This is a genomic window from Acidithiobacillus sp. AC3 (genome assembly GCF_050261095.1).
GTDB lineage: Bacteria > Pseudomonadota > Gammaproteobacteria > Acidithiobacillales > Acidithiobacillaceae > Igneacidithiobacillus > Igneacidithiobacillus copahuensis.
This window is the reverse complement of record NZ_CP189838.1, coordinates 853,138-870,778: the sequence shown is the minus strand read 5'-3', so window position 1 is coordinate 870,778 and position 17,641 is coordinate 853,138. Positions and strand designations below refer to the sequence as shown.

Here is a 17,641-nt window from a genome sequence, read left to right as displayed (position 1 = left end):
CGACGTGGACACCCTGGCGGCAATTTCCCAAAGATGAGCGTATCCCTGCGCAATGTCGCCAAGGTAGCCAGCAATACCTTTTTATCGCGACTGCTCGGTTTTGCTCGGGACGTGATCCTTGCCCATTTGTTTGGCGCGGGGATGGCTGCCGATGCCTTCTTTGTCGCCCAGCGCCTGCCCAACCTCTTTCGCAGGCTCTTTGGTGAAGGGGCATTCTCCCAGGCCTTCGTGCCGGTGCTGGGCGAGTATGTGCAGGAGCGCAGCGTACAAGAGACCAGGGATTTCGTCGCTGACATCAGCGGCTGGCTGCTACTGACCCTGGTGATCGTTACCGTAGCAGGGGTCCTGGGTGCTGGTCTTCTCGTCTACCTTCTTGCCCCCGGCTTTGCCGCTGATCCGGCCAAATTCGAGCTCACCGTCCTCCTCACCCGCATCACCTTCCCGTACTTGTTATTGGTGTCTCTGGTCGCGCTTTCCGGCGGCATCCTCAACACCTATGGACACTTTCAGGTGCCCGCTTTCACCCCGGTATTTCTCAATCTGGGGATCATCGCGGCGGCCCTTTTCTGGGCCCCCCACCTTGCTCAACCAGTGATTGCCGTCGCCTGGGGCATGATCTTCGGTGGGATTGCGCAACTGCTGTTTCAGATTCCCGCGCTCTACCGGGTCGGCCACCTGCACTGGCCCCGTCTGCGCCGCAACGATCCCGGCGTAGGCCGCACCCTGCGCCTGCTCGGACCCGCGGCCCTGGGTGCTTCCGCAGCGCAGATCAATCTCTTCATCAATACGGTACTGGCGTCTCTGGTTGGCGCCAACGTTGTGTCCTATCTGTACTATTCCGATCGCCTGGTGGAATTTCCCCTGGGCGTCTTCGGGGTAGCTCTGGGCACCGTGGTGCTGCCCACCCTCAGCCGCCAGAGCAAAACGGCGGAGTTTCCCCGCACCCTGGACTGGGCCTTGCGCTGGACCTGGCTCATCGCCCTGCCCGCCACCATTGGCCTGCTGGTGCTCGGCCAACCCCTGCTGATCACCCTCTTTCGTTATGGCGCTTACAGTGCCCAGGATATGGAACAAAGCTATCTGAGCCTGTTTGGCTATGGCCTCGGCATTCTGCCGATCATTGCCGCGCGCGTCCTCGCCCCGGCCTTCTATGCCCGCCAGAATACCAGGACCCCCATGCGCTTTGGCATCATCAGTGTCGGCGTCAATATTTTCATCAGCCTCCTCCTGGCCTGGCCCCTGCACCAGCTCGGCCTGTCGCTGGCGACCAGCATCGCTGCCCTAGTCAATGCCCTATTGTTGGCACGCCGCCTGTGGCGCGACGAGATCTATCGCCCTGCCCCCGGTTGGCGCATCTTTCTGGTAAAAACCAGTGGCAGCGCGATGGCTCTCGCCGTCGGCCTTTTCCTGCTGCGCGGTGCCACGAGCGATTGGCTACAGTGGTCCGCCGCGGCGCGGGTTGGCCACTTGGTGCTGCTCATTGCCGGGGGGGCTCTGCTCTACCTGTTTCTCCTCTGGACCCTGCGCCTGCCGGAACTGCGCCAGTTACGTCGACGCTGAACGGGGTATTCGGGTACACTACAGCGGTTTTTTGCCCGGATGCCTCTTTGCCACCATGATCCAGCCCTTTCGTCTCCATTCGTTGCCCCGGCAGGCAATGGCAACGGCACAGGCGCTGACCATTGGCAACTTTGATGGTGTTCACCTCGGGCACCAACGGCTCCTTGCCGGTATGGCGAGGTGCGGGTTGCCGCGCAGCGTACTCACCTTTGAACCCCTCCCCCGGGAGCTGTTTCTCGGCAACAGGGCACCCATCCGCCTGAGCAGCCTGCGCGAAAAGACCGCAACACTCCGGCACTACGGGGCAGACCAGGTCGTTTGCGCGCGCTTCGATACTGCCCTGGCAGCCTTATCGGCAGAGGACTTCGTCGAGCAAATCGTGGTTCGGCGTCTGCGGGTGCGGGAGCTCTTCGTTGGCCATGATTTCCGCTTCGGCGCCCAGCGCCGTGGCGATTTTGCGCTGCTGCAGCAAATGGGCAGGCGACACGGTTTTGGGGTGCACGAGCAGCCCCCCTATCTGCTGGACGGGCAGCGCGTCAGCAGTACTGGCATCCGCCAGTTTCTCGAACAGGGAGACCTGGCGCAGGCGGCACGCTGGCTTGGCCGCCCCTATACCGTCTGTGGTCGGGTACGGCGGGGCGATCAACTGGGACGCGAACTGGGCTTCCCCACGGCCAATTTACCCCTAGCGCATCGCCCCCTTCCCTTGCGCGGCATTTTTGCCGGCCGGCTCTACAGCCCCATTGGCCACTGGAATGCTGCCATCAGCATTGGCCTGCGCCCCACCGTGAATGGAAAAAGTCTCGTATTAGAGGCCCATTGCCTCGACGCCGAGAGCCCGAACCTCTACGGCAAAATGGTTGGCGTCGAACTGCTGCACAAGTTGCGGGATGAAGAAAAATACCCCAATCTCGATACGTTGATCGCCGCCATACAGCAAGACGTACAAAATGTACGGCAATTTTTTTCTACCCATGACATCGAAAGCCCATGGATTATAAAAGCACGCTAAATCTTCCCAAAACCGATTTTCCCATGCAGGGCAAACTGCCCCAGCGGGAACCAGAGCTGCTGGCCCGCTGGCAGGAGCTGGACCTGTATCAGCGTCTGCTGCAGGCTCGCGCCGACGCGCCGAGCTTTGTCCTGCATGATGGCCCTCCCTATGCCAACGGCAAGATCCATATTGGGCATGCCGTCAACAAGGTACTCAAGGACATCATCAACAAGTCGCGGCTGGTCGAAGGCATGCGGGTTCCCTACGTACCCGGCTGGGATTGCCACGGCCTGCCCATCGAGATCCAGGTGGAAAAGACCCACGGGCGTCCCGGTGAGAAGCTGAGCGCCGCGGCCTTCCGTGACGCCTGTCGTGCCTATGCGGCGGAGCAGATCGAAGGACAGAAGGCCGACTTCATCCGCTTGGGTATCCTCGGGGACTGGGAACATCCCTATCGCACCATGGATTATGCCGCCGAGGCCGACATCCTGCGCGAACTGGGCAAGCTTACCCTCAAGGGGCAGGTCTATCGCGGCGCCAAGCCCGTGCACTGGTGCGTCGATTGCGGCAGCGCCCTGGCAGAGGCCGAGGTCGAATATCGCGATCGCAGCGATCCCTCCATCGACGTTGGCTTCCTCGTGGAGGACCGTGCGGATCTCTGTCAGCGTTTGGGCATTTCACTGTTCGACAGCGAAGCAGAAGTCGTCATCTGGACCACCACCCCCTGGACCTTGCCGGCAAATCAGGCGGTCGCTGTGCATCCCGAGTACGACTACGTTCTCCTGCAGGCTGGCGCGCGCGTCTTGCTGCTGGCCGCCGAGCTGGCGGAAGCTGCTCTGGCCCGCTATGGACACCCAGATGCCCGGCGCATCGCCACAACCCGTGGCCAAGCCTTGGAGGGACTGCGTCTGCAGCATCCCTTCGAGCCCAGAACCGTGCCGGTCATCCTCGGCAAGCACGTCACCCTCGATGCCGGCACTGGCTGTGTCCACACCGCCCCCGCCCATGGCGTGGACGATTATCTGGCCGCCGAGGACTATCACCTACCCATCGATAGCCCGCTGCAGGGCAACGGTCGCTATCGTGACGATCTCGGCGACGGCCTCGCCGGACTCTCCACGGCCGAGGCCAATCGCGCTGTGCCGGCCCTTCTGCACGAACGTGGACGTCTGCTACACCAGGAAAAGATCGAACACAGCTATCCGCATTGCTGGCGCCACAAAACGCCCCTGCTTTTTCGCGCCACGCCGCAATGGTTCATCGGCATGGAGCGCAACGGCCTACGCGAGCAGGCCCTGCAAGCGATCGCCGAGACCCGCTGGATTCCCGCCTGGGGAGAAGAGCGCATTGCTGACATGGTACGTAAGCGGCCAGACTGGTGTATCTCGCGCCAACGCGCCTGGGGGGTACCGGTGGCCCTCTACGCCTGCGCCCAGTGTGGCGAGCCCCTGCGCGACGCCGAGGTCTTCCAGCGCATTGGCGCGGCCGTGGAGGCCGGTGGCGTCGATGCCTGGTTCAACGGTACAGACCAGGATTTTCTCGGCGATACCCCGCATCATTGTGCCTCCTGCGGCCACGAACAGTTTCACAAGGTCAGCGACATCCTCGACGTCTGGTTCGACTCCGGCTCCACCCACGCCTTTGTCCTCGAACGACGCCCGGAACTACACAGCCCCGCAGATCTCTATCTGGAAGGTGCGGATCAGCACCGCGGCTGGTTCCAGTCGTCCTTGCTCGAATCCGTCGCCAGCCGCGGGCGGGCACCTTACCTAGCGGTGCTCACCCATGGCTTCACCGTCGATGGTGAAGGACGCAAGATGAGCAAGTCCGTGGGCAATGTCATCGCCCCGCAGGAAATCATCGACCGCTATGGTGCCGACATCCTGCGCCTGTGGGTAGCATCCGAGGATTATCGGGGGGAAATTCCGATTTCCGACAATATCCTGCAGCGCTTGGGCGAGAGCTACCGGCGCATTCGCAATACCGCCCGCTACATCCTCGGCAATACCCACGATTTCGATCCGCGTACAGATGCCTTGCCGGCATCCGAACTTCTGGAGATGGATCGCTGGATGCTGGGACGCTGCGCTCAGGTACAGCAGGAAATCCGGAGCGCCTACGAGCAGTTCCAGTTCCACCGCGTGGTGCAGGCCATGCACAACTTTTGCTCCATCGATCTCGGCGGTCTCTATCTGGATGTGCTCAAGGATCGTCTATATACCACCCAGACCCAGTCGCGGGCACGGCGCTCGGCACAGACCGTGCTGGCGCAGATGCTGAATGCCTTGTTGGTCTGGATGGCTCCCATTCTCAGCTTCACCGCCGAGGAAATTTGGCGACATCTGCCCTGGAAGAATGCCGAGAGTGTGTTTTTTGCCTGCTATCCCGATTTTGGCGCAGGGCAGGACGCGGATCTGGATGCCCGCTGGCAGCGCCTGCTCACTCTGCGCGAGGCCGTGAATGCCGCCCTCGAACCGTTGCGGCAGGAGAAAAAAATCGGCTCTGCCCTGGATGCGCAGGTTGCCCTCTCCGCCAACGCCGACTGGCTGGCATTGCTACGGCCGATGGCGAAAGAGCTGCGCTTCCTGCTGCTGTGCTCCGATCTCCAACTGCGCGATCTCGCCGCCGACGCGGAAGAGACCCTACCGGGCCTGCAGATCACGGTAGCCGCTTACGATGCCACGAAATGCCCGCGCTGCTGGCACCGCCGCAGCGACATCGGCGAGCATCCCGAGCATCCGGAACTCTGTAGTCGCTGCGTGGAGAATGTCGCGGGTAGTGGCGAAACACGGGAGTACTGCTGATGCTGCGCTATCTCTGGTTGAGCGTCTTCGTCATTCTCCTCGATCAGGGGGTGAAACTCTGGCTCAGTCACATCTGGCGGATTGGGCAAGGCATCGTCGTCATTCCCGGCATCCTGAACTTTCGCCTGGTGCACAATACCGGTGCCGCTTTCAGCTTCCTCGCTGGCGCCGGCGGCTGGCAACGTTGGCTGCTGATCGTCATTGCCGTGATCGTTGTCGTGGTGCTCGTCGCCATATTGCGACGCCTGAAACCGGGCGCGCATTGGACCGCCATCGCCCTTGCCCTGATCCTGGGCGGCGCCCTGGGCAATCTCATCGATCGCATCCGACTGGGCTATGTGGTGGACTTCATTGGTGTGCACTGGGGAAACCTGTATTGGCCCTATTTCAACATTGCCGATAGTGCCATCACCATTGGCGCGCTGATGCTCATTGTGGATGCATTCCGGCGCCACTGATGCCTTTTTGTCGTGCAAATACGACAAAATGACCAACGGGCTAACCCGGAAACGCAGGCGACCTATTGATTAATAATAGAATATAAATTTGGCCTGATACTTGCTTTACCCTCTGCATACTGCAAGAGGGACACAGCAATGGACAATCGGGCGAATTTACTGGCAGCACTTCGGCGGGTACGACACTACCCAAACTACCATTCCTTCATGGCCACCCAGGAACGCGAACGCATCAAACGTGATCTACAGAAGCGTTTGCTGCGTCTGCGTCGCGGACATCGGTCGCAGGGCGGCGGTTTCGCCTTCTTACGCAGGGCCGTCCTGGCGCAAATCCTCTACTGAACTCTACTGCGGCTCATTACCTGGCCGCCACTTAATGCTGCAGCCCATGCAGGGCTGCACCTTGCTTGGGGCATCCTCCCCGGCAAGAACGGCGCGCACTGCCGCGTCGAGATCCTTACCCGTAACGGGCTCGTCGTTCTTGGGCCGTGCGGCATCGAATTGGCCGTGATAAAAGAGTTTTCCCACCCCATCAAACAAAAAGATATCCGGGGTGCAGGCGGCATGAAATGCCTTGGCTACCGACTGATCGGCGTCAAAGAGATAAGGAAAATCATAACCTGCCCGGGCCGCCTCGGCGGGCATCTTTTCCGGCGCATCGTCGGGATAGGTCTCCGGATCATTGCTGTTGATCGCCACCACTGCCAAGCCAGCGCGCTGCCATCCCTTCGCCAGTTCCGCCAGCTTCTGGGCGATATGGATGACATAGGGGCAGTGATTGCAGATGAACAATACGAGCAGAGGCTTGCCCGCGGCTTGCGCCGTTGACCAGCCGCCCTCCTTACCGCCAAAAGGCAAGGTAAAATCCGGCAATGGAGTCCCCAGGGGTAAATCGAATCCCGTCATAGCCATCGTGTGTATCTCCTTGTTACTGAGCAAATCATGCGGGCGAAAGGTGGCCGAAGGCCAGCTGCGCCTCGTCCCCACTAGCCCCGTCCTCCAGGCGCCACGCTCCACCACCCAACAGGCGCAGGCAACGCGAATGATAGCGCCAGAGGCTCGAGCGATGGCCGACACTGATGATAGCAGAGGCGGGAAGCACATCAGCGAGCAAACGATACAGCTCCCCCTCGGCACGTTCGTCGAGGGCGGAGCTTGCTTCGTCGAGAAAAATCCAGCGCGGCCTTTGCAGCAGGATACGGGCAAAGGCCAAGCGTTGCTGTTCGCCCAATGAGAGGGTGTGGGACCAAAGCCGGGTCTCCTCCAGTTGACCGATCAGGCTACCCATACCCACCCGTTGCAATGCCTCCGTCAGCACCCGGTCACTACTGTCCTCCAGTCCATAAGGGTAGACCAGGACATCGCGCAGCGTGCCCATGGGCAGGTAGGGACGCTGCGGCAAAAAGAGAGGCCGCTCGCCAGCCGGTAGCCCCACCGCGCCATCCCCATAGGGCCAGATTCCGGCCAGGGCGCGAATCAGGGTGCTTTTGCCGCTACCGGAGGCCCCCATGATCAGCAGATGTTCGCTAGGTGCCACCTGCAATTGGAGTCCATTCACCAGATTTCGCCCATCCGGCAGCCGCACGTTGAGATCGGTAACCTCCAGCCGCGGGGTATCCCGTCGCTCGATGTGATAATGCTTGTCCTGGATCTCATGTACCTCGCCCATGGACTGCCGGAAAAAGCGCAAACGATCGACCACCGCGTGCCAATTGGCCAGTGTCGTATAACTGCTGACGATAAAGGACAGCGCCCCCTGTACCTGGGCGAAGGCGGCCATGATCTGTTGCAGACCGCCGACGCCAATTTCCTTGTTGACGAAATACGCAGGCAGGCAAACGACCAGCGGGAAAATGATGGCAATCTGGCCGTAGGCCGAGGTCCACCAGTTCAGGCGCATACTCCGCCAGATGATCCGCCAGAAATTGGCGTAGACCTCAGCAAAGCGCTGGCGGAAGTGTTTTCCCTCCCGCTCCTCGCCGCCATACAGGGCGACGCTTTCACTGTTTTCCCGCAGGCGCATCATGCTGAAACGGAAGTCGGCTTGATAGCGCTCCTGCATGAAGTTCAGGCGAATCAGAGGCCTACCAATTAGGGCGGTGATGATGGTACCGAAAACCGAATAGATCAGCGCCGCCCAGACCAGATAACCAGGAATGGAAAAGGTCTGCCCATGGAAGGGGATCCAGATCATTGCCGACAGCTCCCAGAGCATGAAGATGAAGGTCCCCAGGGTCACCACCGAACTGAACAAACCAATGACGATGTTGAGGGTCTGGCTAGTAAATGATGCCAGATCCTCACTGATACGTTGGTCCGGGTTGTCAGTACCATCGCCCAACACCTGCATATGGTAGTAGGTACGTCGCGCCAGCCAGGCATCCAAATAGGAGTGGGTGAGCCAGCGCCGCCAGCGGATGACGATCATCTCGGTGAAGAAACTCTGGGAAACCGCGGCAATGATGTAGGCCGTGGCCAGGCCAAAAAACACGAAAATCTGCTGCCAGGCCGCGCTCGCCTGATAATGCTGTACCGCATTCCAGAACACCGCATACCACTGGGTGATCCGATACGAGATGAACACCATGAAAAGATTGAGGCCGATGATCAGGGCAAAGACGCCGCGTGCCAGCCAACGATCCTCCGAACTCGTCCAATAGGGCTTGCTGATTTGCCATAGATCGCGAAAAAACTCGCGATTGAACTGCCGCATACTCGCTCTCCGCCAGGTTACCCAAAAAACCGGCCCCGGGCGCAGATTTTGCTAATCTGAGGGGGCCAATCCATAGTGACGAGGAGCATAGCATGGCCGAGGACAAAAACCATTCACGTCGCCGCTTTCTCGGCGGCCTGGTCGCCGCAGGCGCGGCATCGGCAGTGGCCGTAGCGGCACAGGGCCAGGGCATGGGAATGGGCATGATGGGACCATCGAAAAACAAGGTGGTCTATCAGCTCAATCAGTCTGATCCCGCCTATATCCTGGATATCTTACATAGCGCGGCGGTGGTGCTAGGGCATTTCAACAATGACGTCGATATCGTCATCGACTGTTTCGGTCCCGGCATCTGGCTCCTGGTCAAGGCCGAGAAGAACCATCAGCACTACAGTAAATTCATTCAGGAGCAGGTTTCCAGTCTGCACATGTACGGTGTGGTATTTGATGCCTGTGAACAAACCATGAAAACCATCAAGATCGGCAACGAAGATCTGATTTCCGAAGCCACTCCGGTATTCAGCGGTGCTGTCGAGCTGATCACGCTACAGCAGAAGGGATACGCCTATATCGCTTGGTAATGGACAACTAGAGCCGCCGGTGCTGCAACACCGGCAGGCGCGCTCGGATCTGCGCCAGTTGGCCAAGCTCCAGTTCCGCCAGAACGACCCCTGCGCCCCCTTCCTGAACCGCCAGTACCTGGCCCCAGGGATCGATGATCATGCTGTGGCCCCAGGTTTCCCGGCCATTGGCATGCTTGCCGCCCTGATCGGCGGCCAGGACGAAGGCCTGATTTTCGATGGCGCGGGCGCGCAAGAGGGTCTCCCAGTGGGCGCGTCCGGTCTGCACGGTGAAGGCGCTCGGCACAACCAGGAGGGATGCGCCAGCATAGTGGCGATAGAGCTCGGGAAAACGCAGGTCATAACAGATCGACAAACCGATTCCACCCCAAGGACTCTCGACCAGCACCGGCTTGGCGCCCGGCGCAATGGTCGCAGATTCTCGATAACTTTCGCCGCCCGCAAGATCCACATCAAAGAGATGGATCTTGTCGTAGCGCGCCCGTAGCGTGCCTTGCTCGTCGTACGCCAACAGACTGGCGAAGCAGCGACCATCCGGGGCACGCAGAGGGATACTTCCGCCCAGCAGCCAGATCCCATGGCGCCTTGCCTGCTCTGCTAAAAAATCCTGGATGGGACCGCTGCCGGGCTCCTCCATGAGGGCCAATTTATCGGTATCGCGCAGACCCATAAAGGCAAAATTTTCCGGCAGCAGAACCAGCTTGGCACCGGCGACGCTGGCATCGTTGACCGATTCAGCTGCCGATGCGAGATTTTGCTCGAGATCAGCACCGGATACCGTCTGGATGACCGCACATAAAAGTTGGTTATCTGTCATCCCGTCCCTCAAAAAAGCCGTTCAGAGGCCCTGTCCGGCGAGCCAGCGCTGAATGTCGGCAGCGCCCATGGCGCCGCTTTGTCGTGCTACCTCACGCCCGCCGCGAAACAGTACCATGGTCGGGATGGAGCGAATCTGATAACGCGCCCCGGTCTGTCCATCCGCTTCGGTATTGAGCTTGGCAAAGAGGCAGCGTCCCTGCATCTGCTGCGCAGCCTGGGCGAAGGCCGGCGCCATCATGCGACACGGCCCACACCAGGGCGCCCAAAAATCTACCAGTACGGGCAGGTCGTTGCGCTCGATATAGCGTTGAAAGGCAGCGCCCTGCAACTCCACCGGATGGTCGGCAAAGAGTGGCTGGTGGCACTTGCCGCATTTGGGATGCTGCCCCAAACGCTCCTGAAGGACTGCATTGACGGCGCCACAGTGAGGACAAACGATGTGCATCGGAAACCTCCCTTTCAGTTTCGCAGCAGGGGATCCAGTTCTCCGCGCCGATCGAGGGCCAGCAGGTCGTCGCAGCCACCGATGTGGCGCTGGGCGATGAAGATTTGTGGCACGGTACGCCGACCGGCGGCACGTTGGATCATTTCTGCACGACGATGCGGCTCTTGGTCCACCCAGATGATCTGCGCCGCGACCTGTTTCTGTTGCAGCAAGGCCAGAGCGCGCCGACAGTACCCGCAGGCATGGGTCGCATAGACAATGACTTCCGCCATTACTTGTCCACCGGCAGGCCGGCGCTCCGCCATGCCTGAATCCCACCCTTGAGACTATACACCTTCTGAAAACCCGCCTTGTGCAAAATCGACGCCGCCCGTGCCGAGCGCATGCCGCTGGCGCATTGGCAAATCACGTGGTGCTCCTGATGCTTTTCCAGATCTTTGAGATACTTGTTCAATTCTCCGACCGGGATGTGCTTGGCCGCAGGGAGATGGCCACGCGACCATTCATTCTGCTCACGCACATCGATCACCAGGGCATCATGCTGATTGATGAGCTGCACGGCACGCTCCGGGGTGATCTCTTCGACACCCGCCAGTTTGCGGCTGAGTGGCCCCTTGAAAATCAGTACGAGAAAACCAAGGGCCAGCAAGAGCAGGGGCCAATGGGTAGACAGCTCGGCGCCGATGTTCACTGCTTATCTCCCACAGCTAGGGGCATCGCTGACTCCCATTTTATGCAGGATATTCACCAGCGGACAGAAGCCCGAGATGCCACTCTGGAAAAGGTTGAACCCAACAAAAAGGGTGAATACCAAAAACCACTCACTCACAAAGATCGGACTGCTCGGTGCGCCCAGGGCAACACTCACGAATACAAAGGTACCCGCTACCACCCGAACCCAATTTTCTGTCGTCATTTCAGGAAACCTCCGGCGTTTTGCGCTCCAAATGTCGTTCCCACAGGAAGTAAAGCAGCGGGATCACGATCAGTGTCAACATGGTGGAGGCGAATGTACCAAAAATCAAGGACACTGCCAGACCGCCAAATACCGGATCGCTGACCATGATCGCCGAGCCGAACATGATGGCCAGCGCCGTCAGCAGAATCGGGCGAAACCGCACGGCACCTGCCTCGATCACCGCTTCGTCCAAGGGGTATCCCTCGCGCCGATACTCGATGATGAAATCGATCAGCAACAGAGAGTTACGCACCACCACCCCCGCCAGGGCAATGACGCCAATCATCGAGGTGGCGTTGAACGGCGTATTCAGCAGCCAATGACCGGGGAAGACACCGATCAGGGTTAGGGGAATCGCGCCCATAACAATGATCGGCATGATGAAGGACTGGTAGTACGCCACCAACATCAGGTAAATGAACACCAGGGCAATGATGAATGCCGCCCCCAGATCGCGAAAGACGTCCAGAGTGAGCCGCATATCACCGCCCCAAAGGATCTGGTAGTGAGTGATATCATTCGGCTGCGCCGGCATGAAACCCAAGTTACCCGTATGCAGGTGCACGCCGTCCAAAGTTTTGCCATCGAGCATGTTGTTGAGCGTGTAGGTAGCATAGACCGGACTGGAACCCAGCAAATCTCCGGTCACGTAGACCACCTCGTGCTGATCACGATCGACAATCGGCTTGGCTTGGGTAGTTTTCTCGATGGTAACGATGCTCGCCAGCGGCACCTGTTTTCCTGCCTCATTGCGGATGCGCAGGCTCAATATCTGCGACTCCCAGGCACGATCAGCGGGGGGTACTCGGAGAATGATATCCACAGGTTCGCGCGCGCTGGGGACAGCGATGGTGCCGATCTTGGTCCCGGCGATGTAATCGTGTACCAATTCCGCCACCTGCGCCGGCGCGACCCCGGCCAGCATCGCCTTTTCCGTCAGGACATGGATGCGATATTCGGGAACTGTACCGGTGACTGAGTCGTCGACATTGATCATGTCGTAGACCTTGCGGAAACGCTCTTCGACCTGCCCCGCCAGCTGCCGCAGCTTGTCATAGTCGGGACCATAAAGCTCCGCCACCACCTGGGCACGTACGGGAGGCCCTGGCGGCACCTCGAAGAGCTTGATCACCGTACCCGGAAAGCGCTGCTCCAGCGGCGCAATCTTTTTGTAGATATCCACACTGACCGCATGCGACATCGGGCGTTCGCTGCGCGGCACCAAATTGACCTGGATCTGCGCATAGTTACTGCCTTTGCGCATCATGTCGCCACGCACCAGCCCGGCAAAGTCCACCGGCGCGGAGCGCCCGACATAATTCTGGAAATTTTCGACGTACGGATTCTGCGCCAGTACCTGCCCCACCGCCTGCACCACCCGCCCGGTTTGGGCGAGCGCCGTCCCCGCCGGGGTATCGACCTGGATCATGAAGTCACTGACATTGCCCGCCGGTAACATCTTGACGTTGACCCCCAGGGCACTCAGCGGACCATTCATGCCCGAGGGCCGGACAAACTGCCACGCCGGCATCAACATCACCAGGAGCAGCAGTACGATGACTACTAAAAAAAAGAGATTGCGCCGCCCAGCAGAACGCAACAAGGGCGTGAAGACCCGCAGATACGCGCGCTGCAGGGCATCGCGCTGGGCGTGCCCATCGTCATGCTGCTGCGCCGCAGCATGACGCTCGGCCTTGCCGCGCAGGAAGCGGTAGGCACCCCAGGGAACCACGGTGTAGGCGAGCAACACCGACGCGATCATGGCAATGGGAACAAAGATCGGGATGGGCAGCATGAACGGTCCCATCATGCCGGTAACGAAGGCCATCGGCACGAAGGCGAGGATCACCGCCAGGGTAGCAATATTGGTGGGATTGCCGATCTCGTTGGTGGCCATCACCACCTTATCGGCAAAGCTGCGCCTTTCCCCGCCATGACTGAGGTGGCGATGGATATTTTCGATGACGACGATGCCACCATCGACCAAGAGACCCAGGGACAGAATCAGAGCGAACAAGGTAATACGGTTGATGGTCTGCCCAAGGATCCAGCCAATCCCGAGAACCACTCCCAGGGTAAGGGGCACGGTAAGGATGACGATAGCGGCCTCGCGCCAACCCAAAAAGATCAGCAGAATGACGGCGACCACGCCCACTGCGATACTCAGATGTTCAAAGAGCGTGCTCACCGCATCGTCGGCGCGCGCGCCGTAATCGCGAGTGACGGATACATGCACGCCCTGGGGAATGGCTTCTGTCTCCAGGCGTTGTAATTTAGCCTTGAGGGCATCGGCAACGACCACGGCATTGGTTCCCGGTCGTTTGGCCAGAGTAATGGTGACTGCAGGCATGCTGGTACCGGCGGGCAGTCCGAGACCGTTGGCCGGACCAGTGTTGTCGGTCACCAAGGTATTCGTTTCCGCCGCCCCTTCTTCCACCCGCGCCACGTCATGCAGATAGATCGGCCGGTTGTCATGGGAGCCGATGATCACATCACCCACCGCCGAGCCCGAACCAAGCGCCGCATTGACGCGCAGGGGAATGCGCTGATTATCGGCAACCAGATGCCCTGCAGGCATCACCAAGTTACTGCCCTGCAACGCCTGCTTCAGTTGCGCCAGGCTTACCCCGCTGCTGGCCAGCTTTTGCGGATCGATCCAGATATTCACCGCCTCTTGGGCACCACCAATCAGCTCGGCGTTGGCTACGTCAGGCACATTCTGCAACTGATTCATGACGCGCATGGCCACCGCACGCAGTTGTACCTGATTCAAATGGGAGGAACTCAAGGTGACATCGAGGATGGGGACATCGTTGATGCCGATGGACTTGACCAGCGGCTGCATGGTCCCCGGCGGCATGCGGTCGATGTTGCGGCTGAGCTGGTTATAAACCTCAAGGAGACTCTTTTCCTCATTGGCACCCACCTGAAACTGCACGGTGACGATGCCCATATCATTCACTGCATAGCCGTACGTGTGATGCACGCCGGGCAGAGAGGCCATCAGCGCCTCCAGCGGGCGCACCACGAGATTATGCACTTCCTCACTGTTGGAGCCCGGGCGCATGACGAAGATCTCCGCTGCCGGCACCACGATTTCCGGGTTGTACAGGCGCGGAGTCACGAGCACCGCCATCGCTCCAAAGAGGGCAATGGCGAGCATGATCAATACCGTGATCTTGGAGCGATAAAAGCCGCTGGCCAGACGACCGGCCAGATTCATCTTTGCTACATTCTCAGCCATGCGCAGCCCCGGTACTCTCGATCCGGTCGCCGTTGTCGACGGCTTCGATGTTGCTGACGACGATTCGCTCGCCAGCGCTCAAGCCCGCCAGGATTTGCACCTGATCACCAATCTTTTGCCCCGGACGCACCATGCGATACTCTGCCACGCCCTGGGAATTGACGACGAAGACGCCGGGGATACCCGCCCGGTTGAGCAACGCACCCTGCGGAATACGCAGTGTCGTTGTCTCACCGACCTGGGGAATCTGTACCTGCACAAAAGCCCCGGCCTGGATGTCGCTGCCCGCAGGCAGGCTCAGTTTTACCAGATGGCTGTGGGTCACCGGATCGGCCACGGGTACCAGGTCGCGCACCGTCGCCGTGAGCGCCTTGCCGTCATTGTCGACGACAAGTGCTTGTCCAACGTGGAGAGTGGCGAAGGCGGCAGTGCCGACACTGCAATCGACTTCGAGCTGCTGCGGATTGGCCAGGGCCAGAACCGGATGACCGGGGGCAACCAGATCACCATTTTGCAGATACTTCTGCGTGATCACCCCGGCAAAGGGCGCCGTCACCCGAGCGTAGCGCAACTGGGCAGCAGCACTGCCAGTGCCGGCGCGCGCCGCAGCAACCTGCGCTTTGGCCATCTGATACTGGCTCTGTACCTGATCCCACTGCTTTTGCGGGATGGCCTGAGCCTCGTAGAGCTTCTTGAAGCGATCATAGTTCGACTGCGCATCCGCAAAATTGGCCTCGGCCTGGGCGAGGCTTGCCTGCGCCTGCGCCACTTGACTATCGACATCTGCTGGATCCACCTGAAAGAGCAACTGGCCCGCACGTACGGATTCACCCACATGTACCTGCAGACCACGTAGATAGCCGCTCAAACGGGAACCCAACTGTATCTGCTGACTGGCCATGACCGTGCCCGGCACGGTCTCATAACCAAGCCCCTTGCCGGCGGCAAGGGTCAGGGTCTGCGCCTGCACCGATTCGCCAACAGCACCGACATGGGGCGGCTTCTGTCCACAACCGGCCAAGCCCAAACTCAAGATGATTGCGACCGTCAAAAACTGTTTCTTCACTTGCTTTCTCCCGTCATTGCGGCACCGGTCATCGTCTGTATGTCCATTTTGCCCAAGGCGAGCAGGAGTGCACCGCGTTCCACGGCCTCTGCATAGCGCGCCTGGACCAGCTCCGCGCGCGACTGATCGAGGGAAGCCTGTCCACGCAACAGGCCGGTCAAGGTTTCAACGCCGTTTTGGTAGCGCAAGCGCACCAGACGTTGCGCCTCCTCACTCTGGCGCACCGCCAACTCCCGAGCCTTGACGCGCTGCGACGCGAGCTTTGTAGCCAGGAGGGACTTCTGTAACTGCAGCCGGGTATCGTCCTGGGCCTTTTGCAGATTGGCCAGTGCCACTTGCACCTTGGCCTGGGCGGAGTCCATCTGCCCGGAGCGCGAAAAATCCAGCAGATTCCAAGAAACCTGTCCACCTACGGTATAGGAGGGCACAGCATTGCCCAGGGTCGTACCGTTCCACTCCTGCTTGGCCATAGCATTGACATGGGGGAGATAGGCGGCGCGGGCAACACCGATACCTGCTTGCGCGGCCCGGACTTTTTCCTGCAGGGCACGAATACCGGGATTGTTGGCAATAGCCTCTTGCTCCAGGGCGAAGGTGTCACCGGCGGGCTGTGGTGGCAACACCGGGGCATCCACCTGGATCGGAGTCGAGATCGGCTGACCGATCAGCAACGCCAAATTGGCACGTGCATTGGCGACCTGGTCCTTGGCCTGCTGCACTGCCAACACCGCCTCTTCCTGGTGCACTTGCGCCGACAATAGATCACTTTTCACTACGACACCCTGGTCCAGCAACTGCTGTGTGGTCTTGACATAGTTGTCGGCAGCACGCAGTGCCTTTTCTGCGACTTCCTGACCTGCCTTGGCAGCAATCAGTCCATCATAGGCCTGCAGCACGGTGAAGGTGAGCTTCTGCTGGGCAAATTGGTCTCCCGCCTGCGCCGCATGCAACATCGCCTCCGCTTCGCTGATACCACTGCGCACCGCGCCACCATTCCAGATCGGGATGGCGAGGGAGAGCTCGGTGCCGAGATTGTGATAGCCACCCGGGTGATCGAGATTGTTGGGCGCAGTATAGAGAGACTGCGGGTCGGAAGGATTGAACTGGCTGGCGCCAAAGTCGTTGAAGGTAGCGACGCGCTGCGAGAGCTTCATGCCAAAAACGGTCAGGGCGTTGTTCGACTGCGCCCCGGAAAAACTCGCTGTGAGTTTCGGCAGCAGGTTACCATTGGCGGAGCTCAGCGCTCCCTTGGCCTCGGCCGCCTGGGCTTCGGCCAGAAGAGCGTCGGGGTTACGCTTCTGTGCGTCTTGCACGCACTGCGTAAAATCAAGGGCATAGACTGCCGGAGCAGCGACAGACGCCAGCAAGGCGGCGATGATGGCAGCCCAGGAACGTCGGCGATTCCTGCAGCAATAATCTTTCTTCATCTGTTGACCTCTGCCAAAAGAGGCACAAGCGCTAAAAAGATTAGTATATTATGATATTCTTCGAATGAAAAGCGTCGGCACTAGTGGATGCTACAGAACACCTCACTCATCATCGAGATCAGGCGCAGGGTGCGCGGATCGCCAACCCGGTAATACACCTTATTGGCATCCTTGCGCGCCTTGAGGATGTCCTTTTCACGCAGGATCGCCAGGTGCTGAGAGATATTGCTTTGCGTAGTGCCCACGGCAGCCACGATATCCTGCACACTCATCTCCTCCGAGCCCAGAACGCAAAGCACCTTGAGGCGCAAGGGATGGGCCATAGCCTTGAGCGAACGTGATGCCTGCTCGATATCTTCTTCGCGGGTGGGTAGTTCTTCCATTCTTGATCCTCTAATCGTCAGCGTTTACCAGGCCTCGGTCGTTACATTCTGAACCACAACCGATCACCTTGCCTTTTCTCGGTTATCTTCTATAGAATGGAGCATTCGCGGGTGTAGTTCAATGGTAGAACCTGAGCTTCCCAAGCTCATGACGTGGGTTCGATTCCCATCACCCGCTCCATCTCTTGC

At 59.7% G+C, this 17,641-nt stretch carries 17 protein-coding genes and 1 tRNA gene; 7 read left to right on the top strand and 11 right to left on the bottom strand.

Annotated features, from left to right (window positions below; translation table 11 throughout):
• Window positions 1-33: 33 nt before the first annotated feature.
• The 5 genes from murJ to ACQAYK_RS04465 all read left to right on the top strand — a co-directional run bounded on the left by murJ (window position 34) and on the right by ACQAYK_RS04465 (window position 6,158).
• Window positions 34-1,560 (top strand): murein biosynthesis integral membrane protein MurJ, encoded by a 1,527-nt coding sequence (gene murJ, locus ACQAYK_RS04485; RefSeq protein WP_215872005.1) that lies wholly within the window; start codon window positions 34-36, stop codon window positions 1,558-1,560.
• A gap of 55 nt (window positions 1,561-1,615) precedes the next feature.
• Window positions 1,616-2,572 (top strand): bifunctional riboflavin kinase/FAD synthetase, encoded by a 957-nt coding sequence (locus ACQAYK_RS04480; protein WP_215872006.1) that lies wholly within the window; start codon window positions 1,616-1,618, stop codon window positions 2,570-2,572.
• Window positions 2,551-5,358 (top strand): isoleucine--tRNA ligase, encoded by a 2,808-nt coding sequence (ileS, locus tag ACQAYK_RS04475; protein WP_215872007.1) that lies wholly within the window; start codon window positions 2,551-2,553, stop codon window positions 5,356-5,358. The genes ACQAYK_RS04480 and ileS overlap by 22 nt, the downstream gene beginning before the upstream one ends.
• A complete protein-coding gene (gene lspA / locus ACQAYK_RS04470) occupies window positions 5,358-5,816 on the top strand; it encodes a signal peptidase II (protein ID WP_215872008.1) in 459 nt (152 codons plus the stop codon). The genes ileS and lspA overlap by 1 nt, the downstream gene beginning before the upstream one ends.
• 138 nt (window positions 5,817-5,954) lie before the next feature.
• The gene (locus ACQAYK_RS04465) at window positions 5,955-6,158 is read left to right on the top strand and encodes a hypothetical protein (protein ID WP_215872009.1); all 204 of its coding nucleotides are present in this window, start codon (window positions 5,955-5,957) and stop codon (window positions 6,156-6,158) included.
• Between the two features lie 3 nt (window positions 6,159-6,161).
• On the opposite strand, the gene ACQAYK_RS04460 is transcribed toward ACQAYK_RS04465, so the two are convergent.
• Together ACQAYK_RS04460 and ACQAYK_RS04455 are read right to left on the bottom strand one after the other, a co-directional pair.
• On the bottom strand, window positions 6,162-6,728 hold the full coding sequence (locus tag ACQAYK_RS04460) for a thioredoxin family protein (protein ID WP_215872010.1): 567 nt from the start codon (window positions 6,726-6,728) through the stop codon (window positions 6,162-6,164).
• A 28-nt stretch (window positions 6,729-6,756) separates the two neighbouring features.
• The gene (locus tag ACQAYK_RS04455; protein WP_215872011.1) at window positions 6,757-8,529 is read right to left on the bottom strand and encodes an ABC transporter ATP-binding protein/permease; all 1,773 of its coding nucleotides are present in this window, start codon (window positions 8,527-8,529) and stop codon (window positions 6,757-6,759) included.
• Window positions 8,530-8,621: 92 nt separating this feature from the next.
• On the opposite strand from ACQAYK_RS04455, the gene ACQAYK_RS04450 reads away from it, so the two are divergent.
• Window positions 8,622-9,110, top strand: coding sequence for a DsrE family protein (locus tag ACQAYK_RS04450; protein WP_215872012.1), 489 nt, complete (start codon window positions 8,622-8,624; stop codon window positions 9,108-9,110).
• 7 nt (window positions 9,111-9,117) lie between these two features.
• Here the strand turns inward: ACQAYK_RS04450 and ACQAYK_RS04445 are convergent, their stop codons facing one another.
• The 9 genes from ACQAYK_RS04445 to ACQAYK_RS04405 form a co-directional block, all read right to left on the bottom strand.
• On the bottom strand, window positions 9,118-9,927 hold the full coding sequence (locus ACQAYK_RS04445) for a carbon-nitrogen hydrolase family protein (RefSeq protein WP_215872013.1): 810 nt from the start codon (window positions 9,925-9,927) through the stop codon (window positions 9,118-9,120).
• Between the two features lie 21 nt (window positions 9,928-9,948).
• Complete coding sequence (gene trxC, locus ACQAYK_RS04440) at window positions 9,949-10,374, bottom strand: thioredoxin TrxC (RefSeq protein ID WP_215872014.1); 426 nt, start codon at window positions 10,372-10,374, stop codon at window positions 9,949-9,951.
• A gap of 14 nt (window positions 10,375-10,388) precedes the next feature.
• Entirely contained in the window at window positions 10,389-10,679 is a 291-nt protein-coding gene (grxC, locus tag ACQAYK_RS04435; protein ID WP_303652385.1) for a glutaredoxin 3, read from the bottom strand.
• Window positions 10,646-11,065, bottom strand: coding sequence for a rhodanese-like domain-containing protein (locus ACQAYK_RS04430; protein WP_215872015.1), 420 nt, complete (start codon window positions 11,063-11,065; stop codon window positions 10,646-10,648). Before ACQAYK_RS04430 ends, grxC begins: the two co-directional genes overlap by 34 nt.
• 3 nt (window positions 11,066-11,068) lie before the next feature.
• Window positions 11,069-11,290, bottom strand: a complete 222-nt coding sequence (locus ACQAYK_RS04425; protein ID WP_215872016.1) for a YgaP family membrane protein — start codon at window positions 11,288-11,290, stop codon at window positions 11,069-11,071.
• A gap of 1 nt (window position 11,291) precedes the next feature.
• Window positions 11,292-14,576 (bottom strand): efflux RND transporter permease subunit, encoded by a 3,285-nt coding sequence (locus ACQAYK_RS04420; RefSeq protein WP_215872017.1) that lies wholly within the window; start codon window positions 14,574-14,576, stop codon window positions 11,292-11,294.
• The gene (locus tag ACQAYK_RS04415; RefSeq protein WP_215872018.1) at window positions 14,569-15,642 is read right to left on the bottom strand and encodes an efflux RND transporter periplasmic adaptor subunit; all 1,074 of its coding nucleotides are present in this window, start codon (window positions 15,640-15,642) and stop codon (window positions 14,569-14,571) included. Before ACQAYK_RS04415 ends, ACQAYK_RS04420 begins: the two co-directional genes overlap by 8 nt.
• Window positions 15,639-17,069: a TolC family protein gene (locus tag ACQAYK_RS04410; protein ID WP_215872019.1), complete on the bottom strand. Its 1,431-nt coding sequence runs from the start codon at window positions 17,067-17,069 to the stop codon at window positions 15,639-15,641. Before ACQAYK_RS04410 ends, ACQAYK_RS04415 begins: the two co-directional genes overlap by 4 nt.
• Window positions 17,070-17,149: 80 nt before the next feature.
• Window positions 17,150-17,452 (bottom strand): ArsR/SmtB family transcription factor, encoded by a 303-nt coding sequence (locus ACQAYK_RS04405; protein ID WP_215872020.1) that lies wholly within the window; start codon window positions 17,450-17,452, stop codon window positions 17,150-17,152.
• 107 nt (window positions 17,453-17,559) lie between these two features.
• On the opposite strand from ACQAYK_RS04405, the gene ACQAYK_RS04400 reads away from it, so the two are divergent.
• Window positions 17,560-17,633, top strand: a tRNA-Gly gene (locus ACQAYK_RS04400).
• Window positions 17,634-17,641 lie beyond the last annotated feature (8 nt).

Excerpts from the sequence above, each read along its gene's own strand:
- murJ (WP_215872005.1), top strand. The coding sequence starts at position 34 with ATGAGCGTATCCCTGCGCAATGTCGCCAAGGTAGCCAGCAATACCTTT.
- lspA (WP_215872008.1), top strand. The coding sequence starts at position 5,358 with ATGCTGCGCTATCTCTGGTTGAGCGTCTTCGTCATTCTCCTCGATCAG.
- ACQAYK_RS04405 (WP_215872020.1), bottom strand. The coding sequence starts at position 17,452 with ATGGAAGAACTACCCACCCGCGAAGAAGATATCGAGCAGGCATCACGT.
- ACQAYK_RS04425 (WP_215872016.1), bottom strand. The coding sequence starts at position 11,290 with ATGACGACAGAAAATTGGGTTCGGGTGGTAGCGGGTACCTTTGTATTC.
- ACQAYK_RS04480 (WP_215872006.1), top strand. The coding sequence starts at position 1,616 with ATGATCCAGCCCTTTCGTCTCCATTCGTTGCCCCGGCAGGCAATGGCA.
- ACQAYK_RS04445 (WP_215872013.1), bottom strand. The coding sequence starts at position 9,927 with ATGACAGATAACCAACTTTTATGTGCGGTCATCCAGACGGTATCCGGT.
- ACQAYK_RS04420 (WP_215872017.1), bottom strand. The coding sequence starts at position 14,576 with ATGGCTGAGAATGTAGCAAAGATGAATCTGGCCGGTCGTCTGGCCAGC.
- trxC (WP_215872014.1), bottom strand. The coding sequence starts at position 10,374 with ATGCACATCGTTTGTCCTCACTGTGGCGCCGTCAATGCAGTCCTTCAG.
- ileS (WP_215872007.1), top strand. The coding sequence starts at position 2,551 with ATGGATTATAAAAGCACGCTAAATCTTCCCAAAACCGATTTTCCCATG.
- ACQAYK_RS04455 (WP_215872011.1), bottom strand. The coding sequence starts at position 8,529 with ATGCGGCAGTTCAATCGCGAGTTTTTTCGCGATCTATGGCAAATCAGC.
- ACQAYK_RS04465 (WP_215872009.1), top strand. The coding sequence starts at position 5,955 with ATGGACAATCGGGCGAATTTACTGGCAGCACTTCGGCGGGTACGACAC.
- ACQAYK_RS04460 (WP_215872010.1), bottom strand. The coding sequence starts at position 6,728 with ATGGCTATGACGGGATTCGATTTACCCCTGGGGACTCCATTGCCGGAT.
- ACQAYK_RS04450 (WP_215872012.1), top strand. The coding sequence starts at position 8,622 with ATGGCCGAGGACAAAAACCATTCACGTCGCCGCTTTCTCGGCGGCCTG.
- ACQAYK_RS04410 (WP_215872019.1), bottom strand. The coding sequence starts at position 17,069 with ATGAAGAAAGATTATTGCTGCAGGAATCGCCGACGTTCCTGGGCTGCC.
- grxC (WP_303652385.1), bottom strand. The coding sequence starts at position 10,679 with ATGGCGGAGCGCCGGCCTGCCGGTGGACAAGTAATGGCGGAAGTCATT.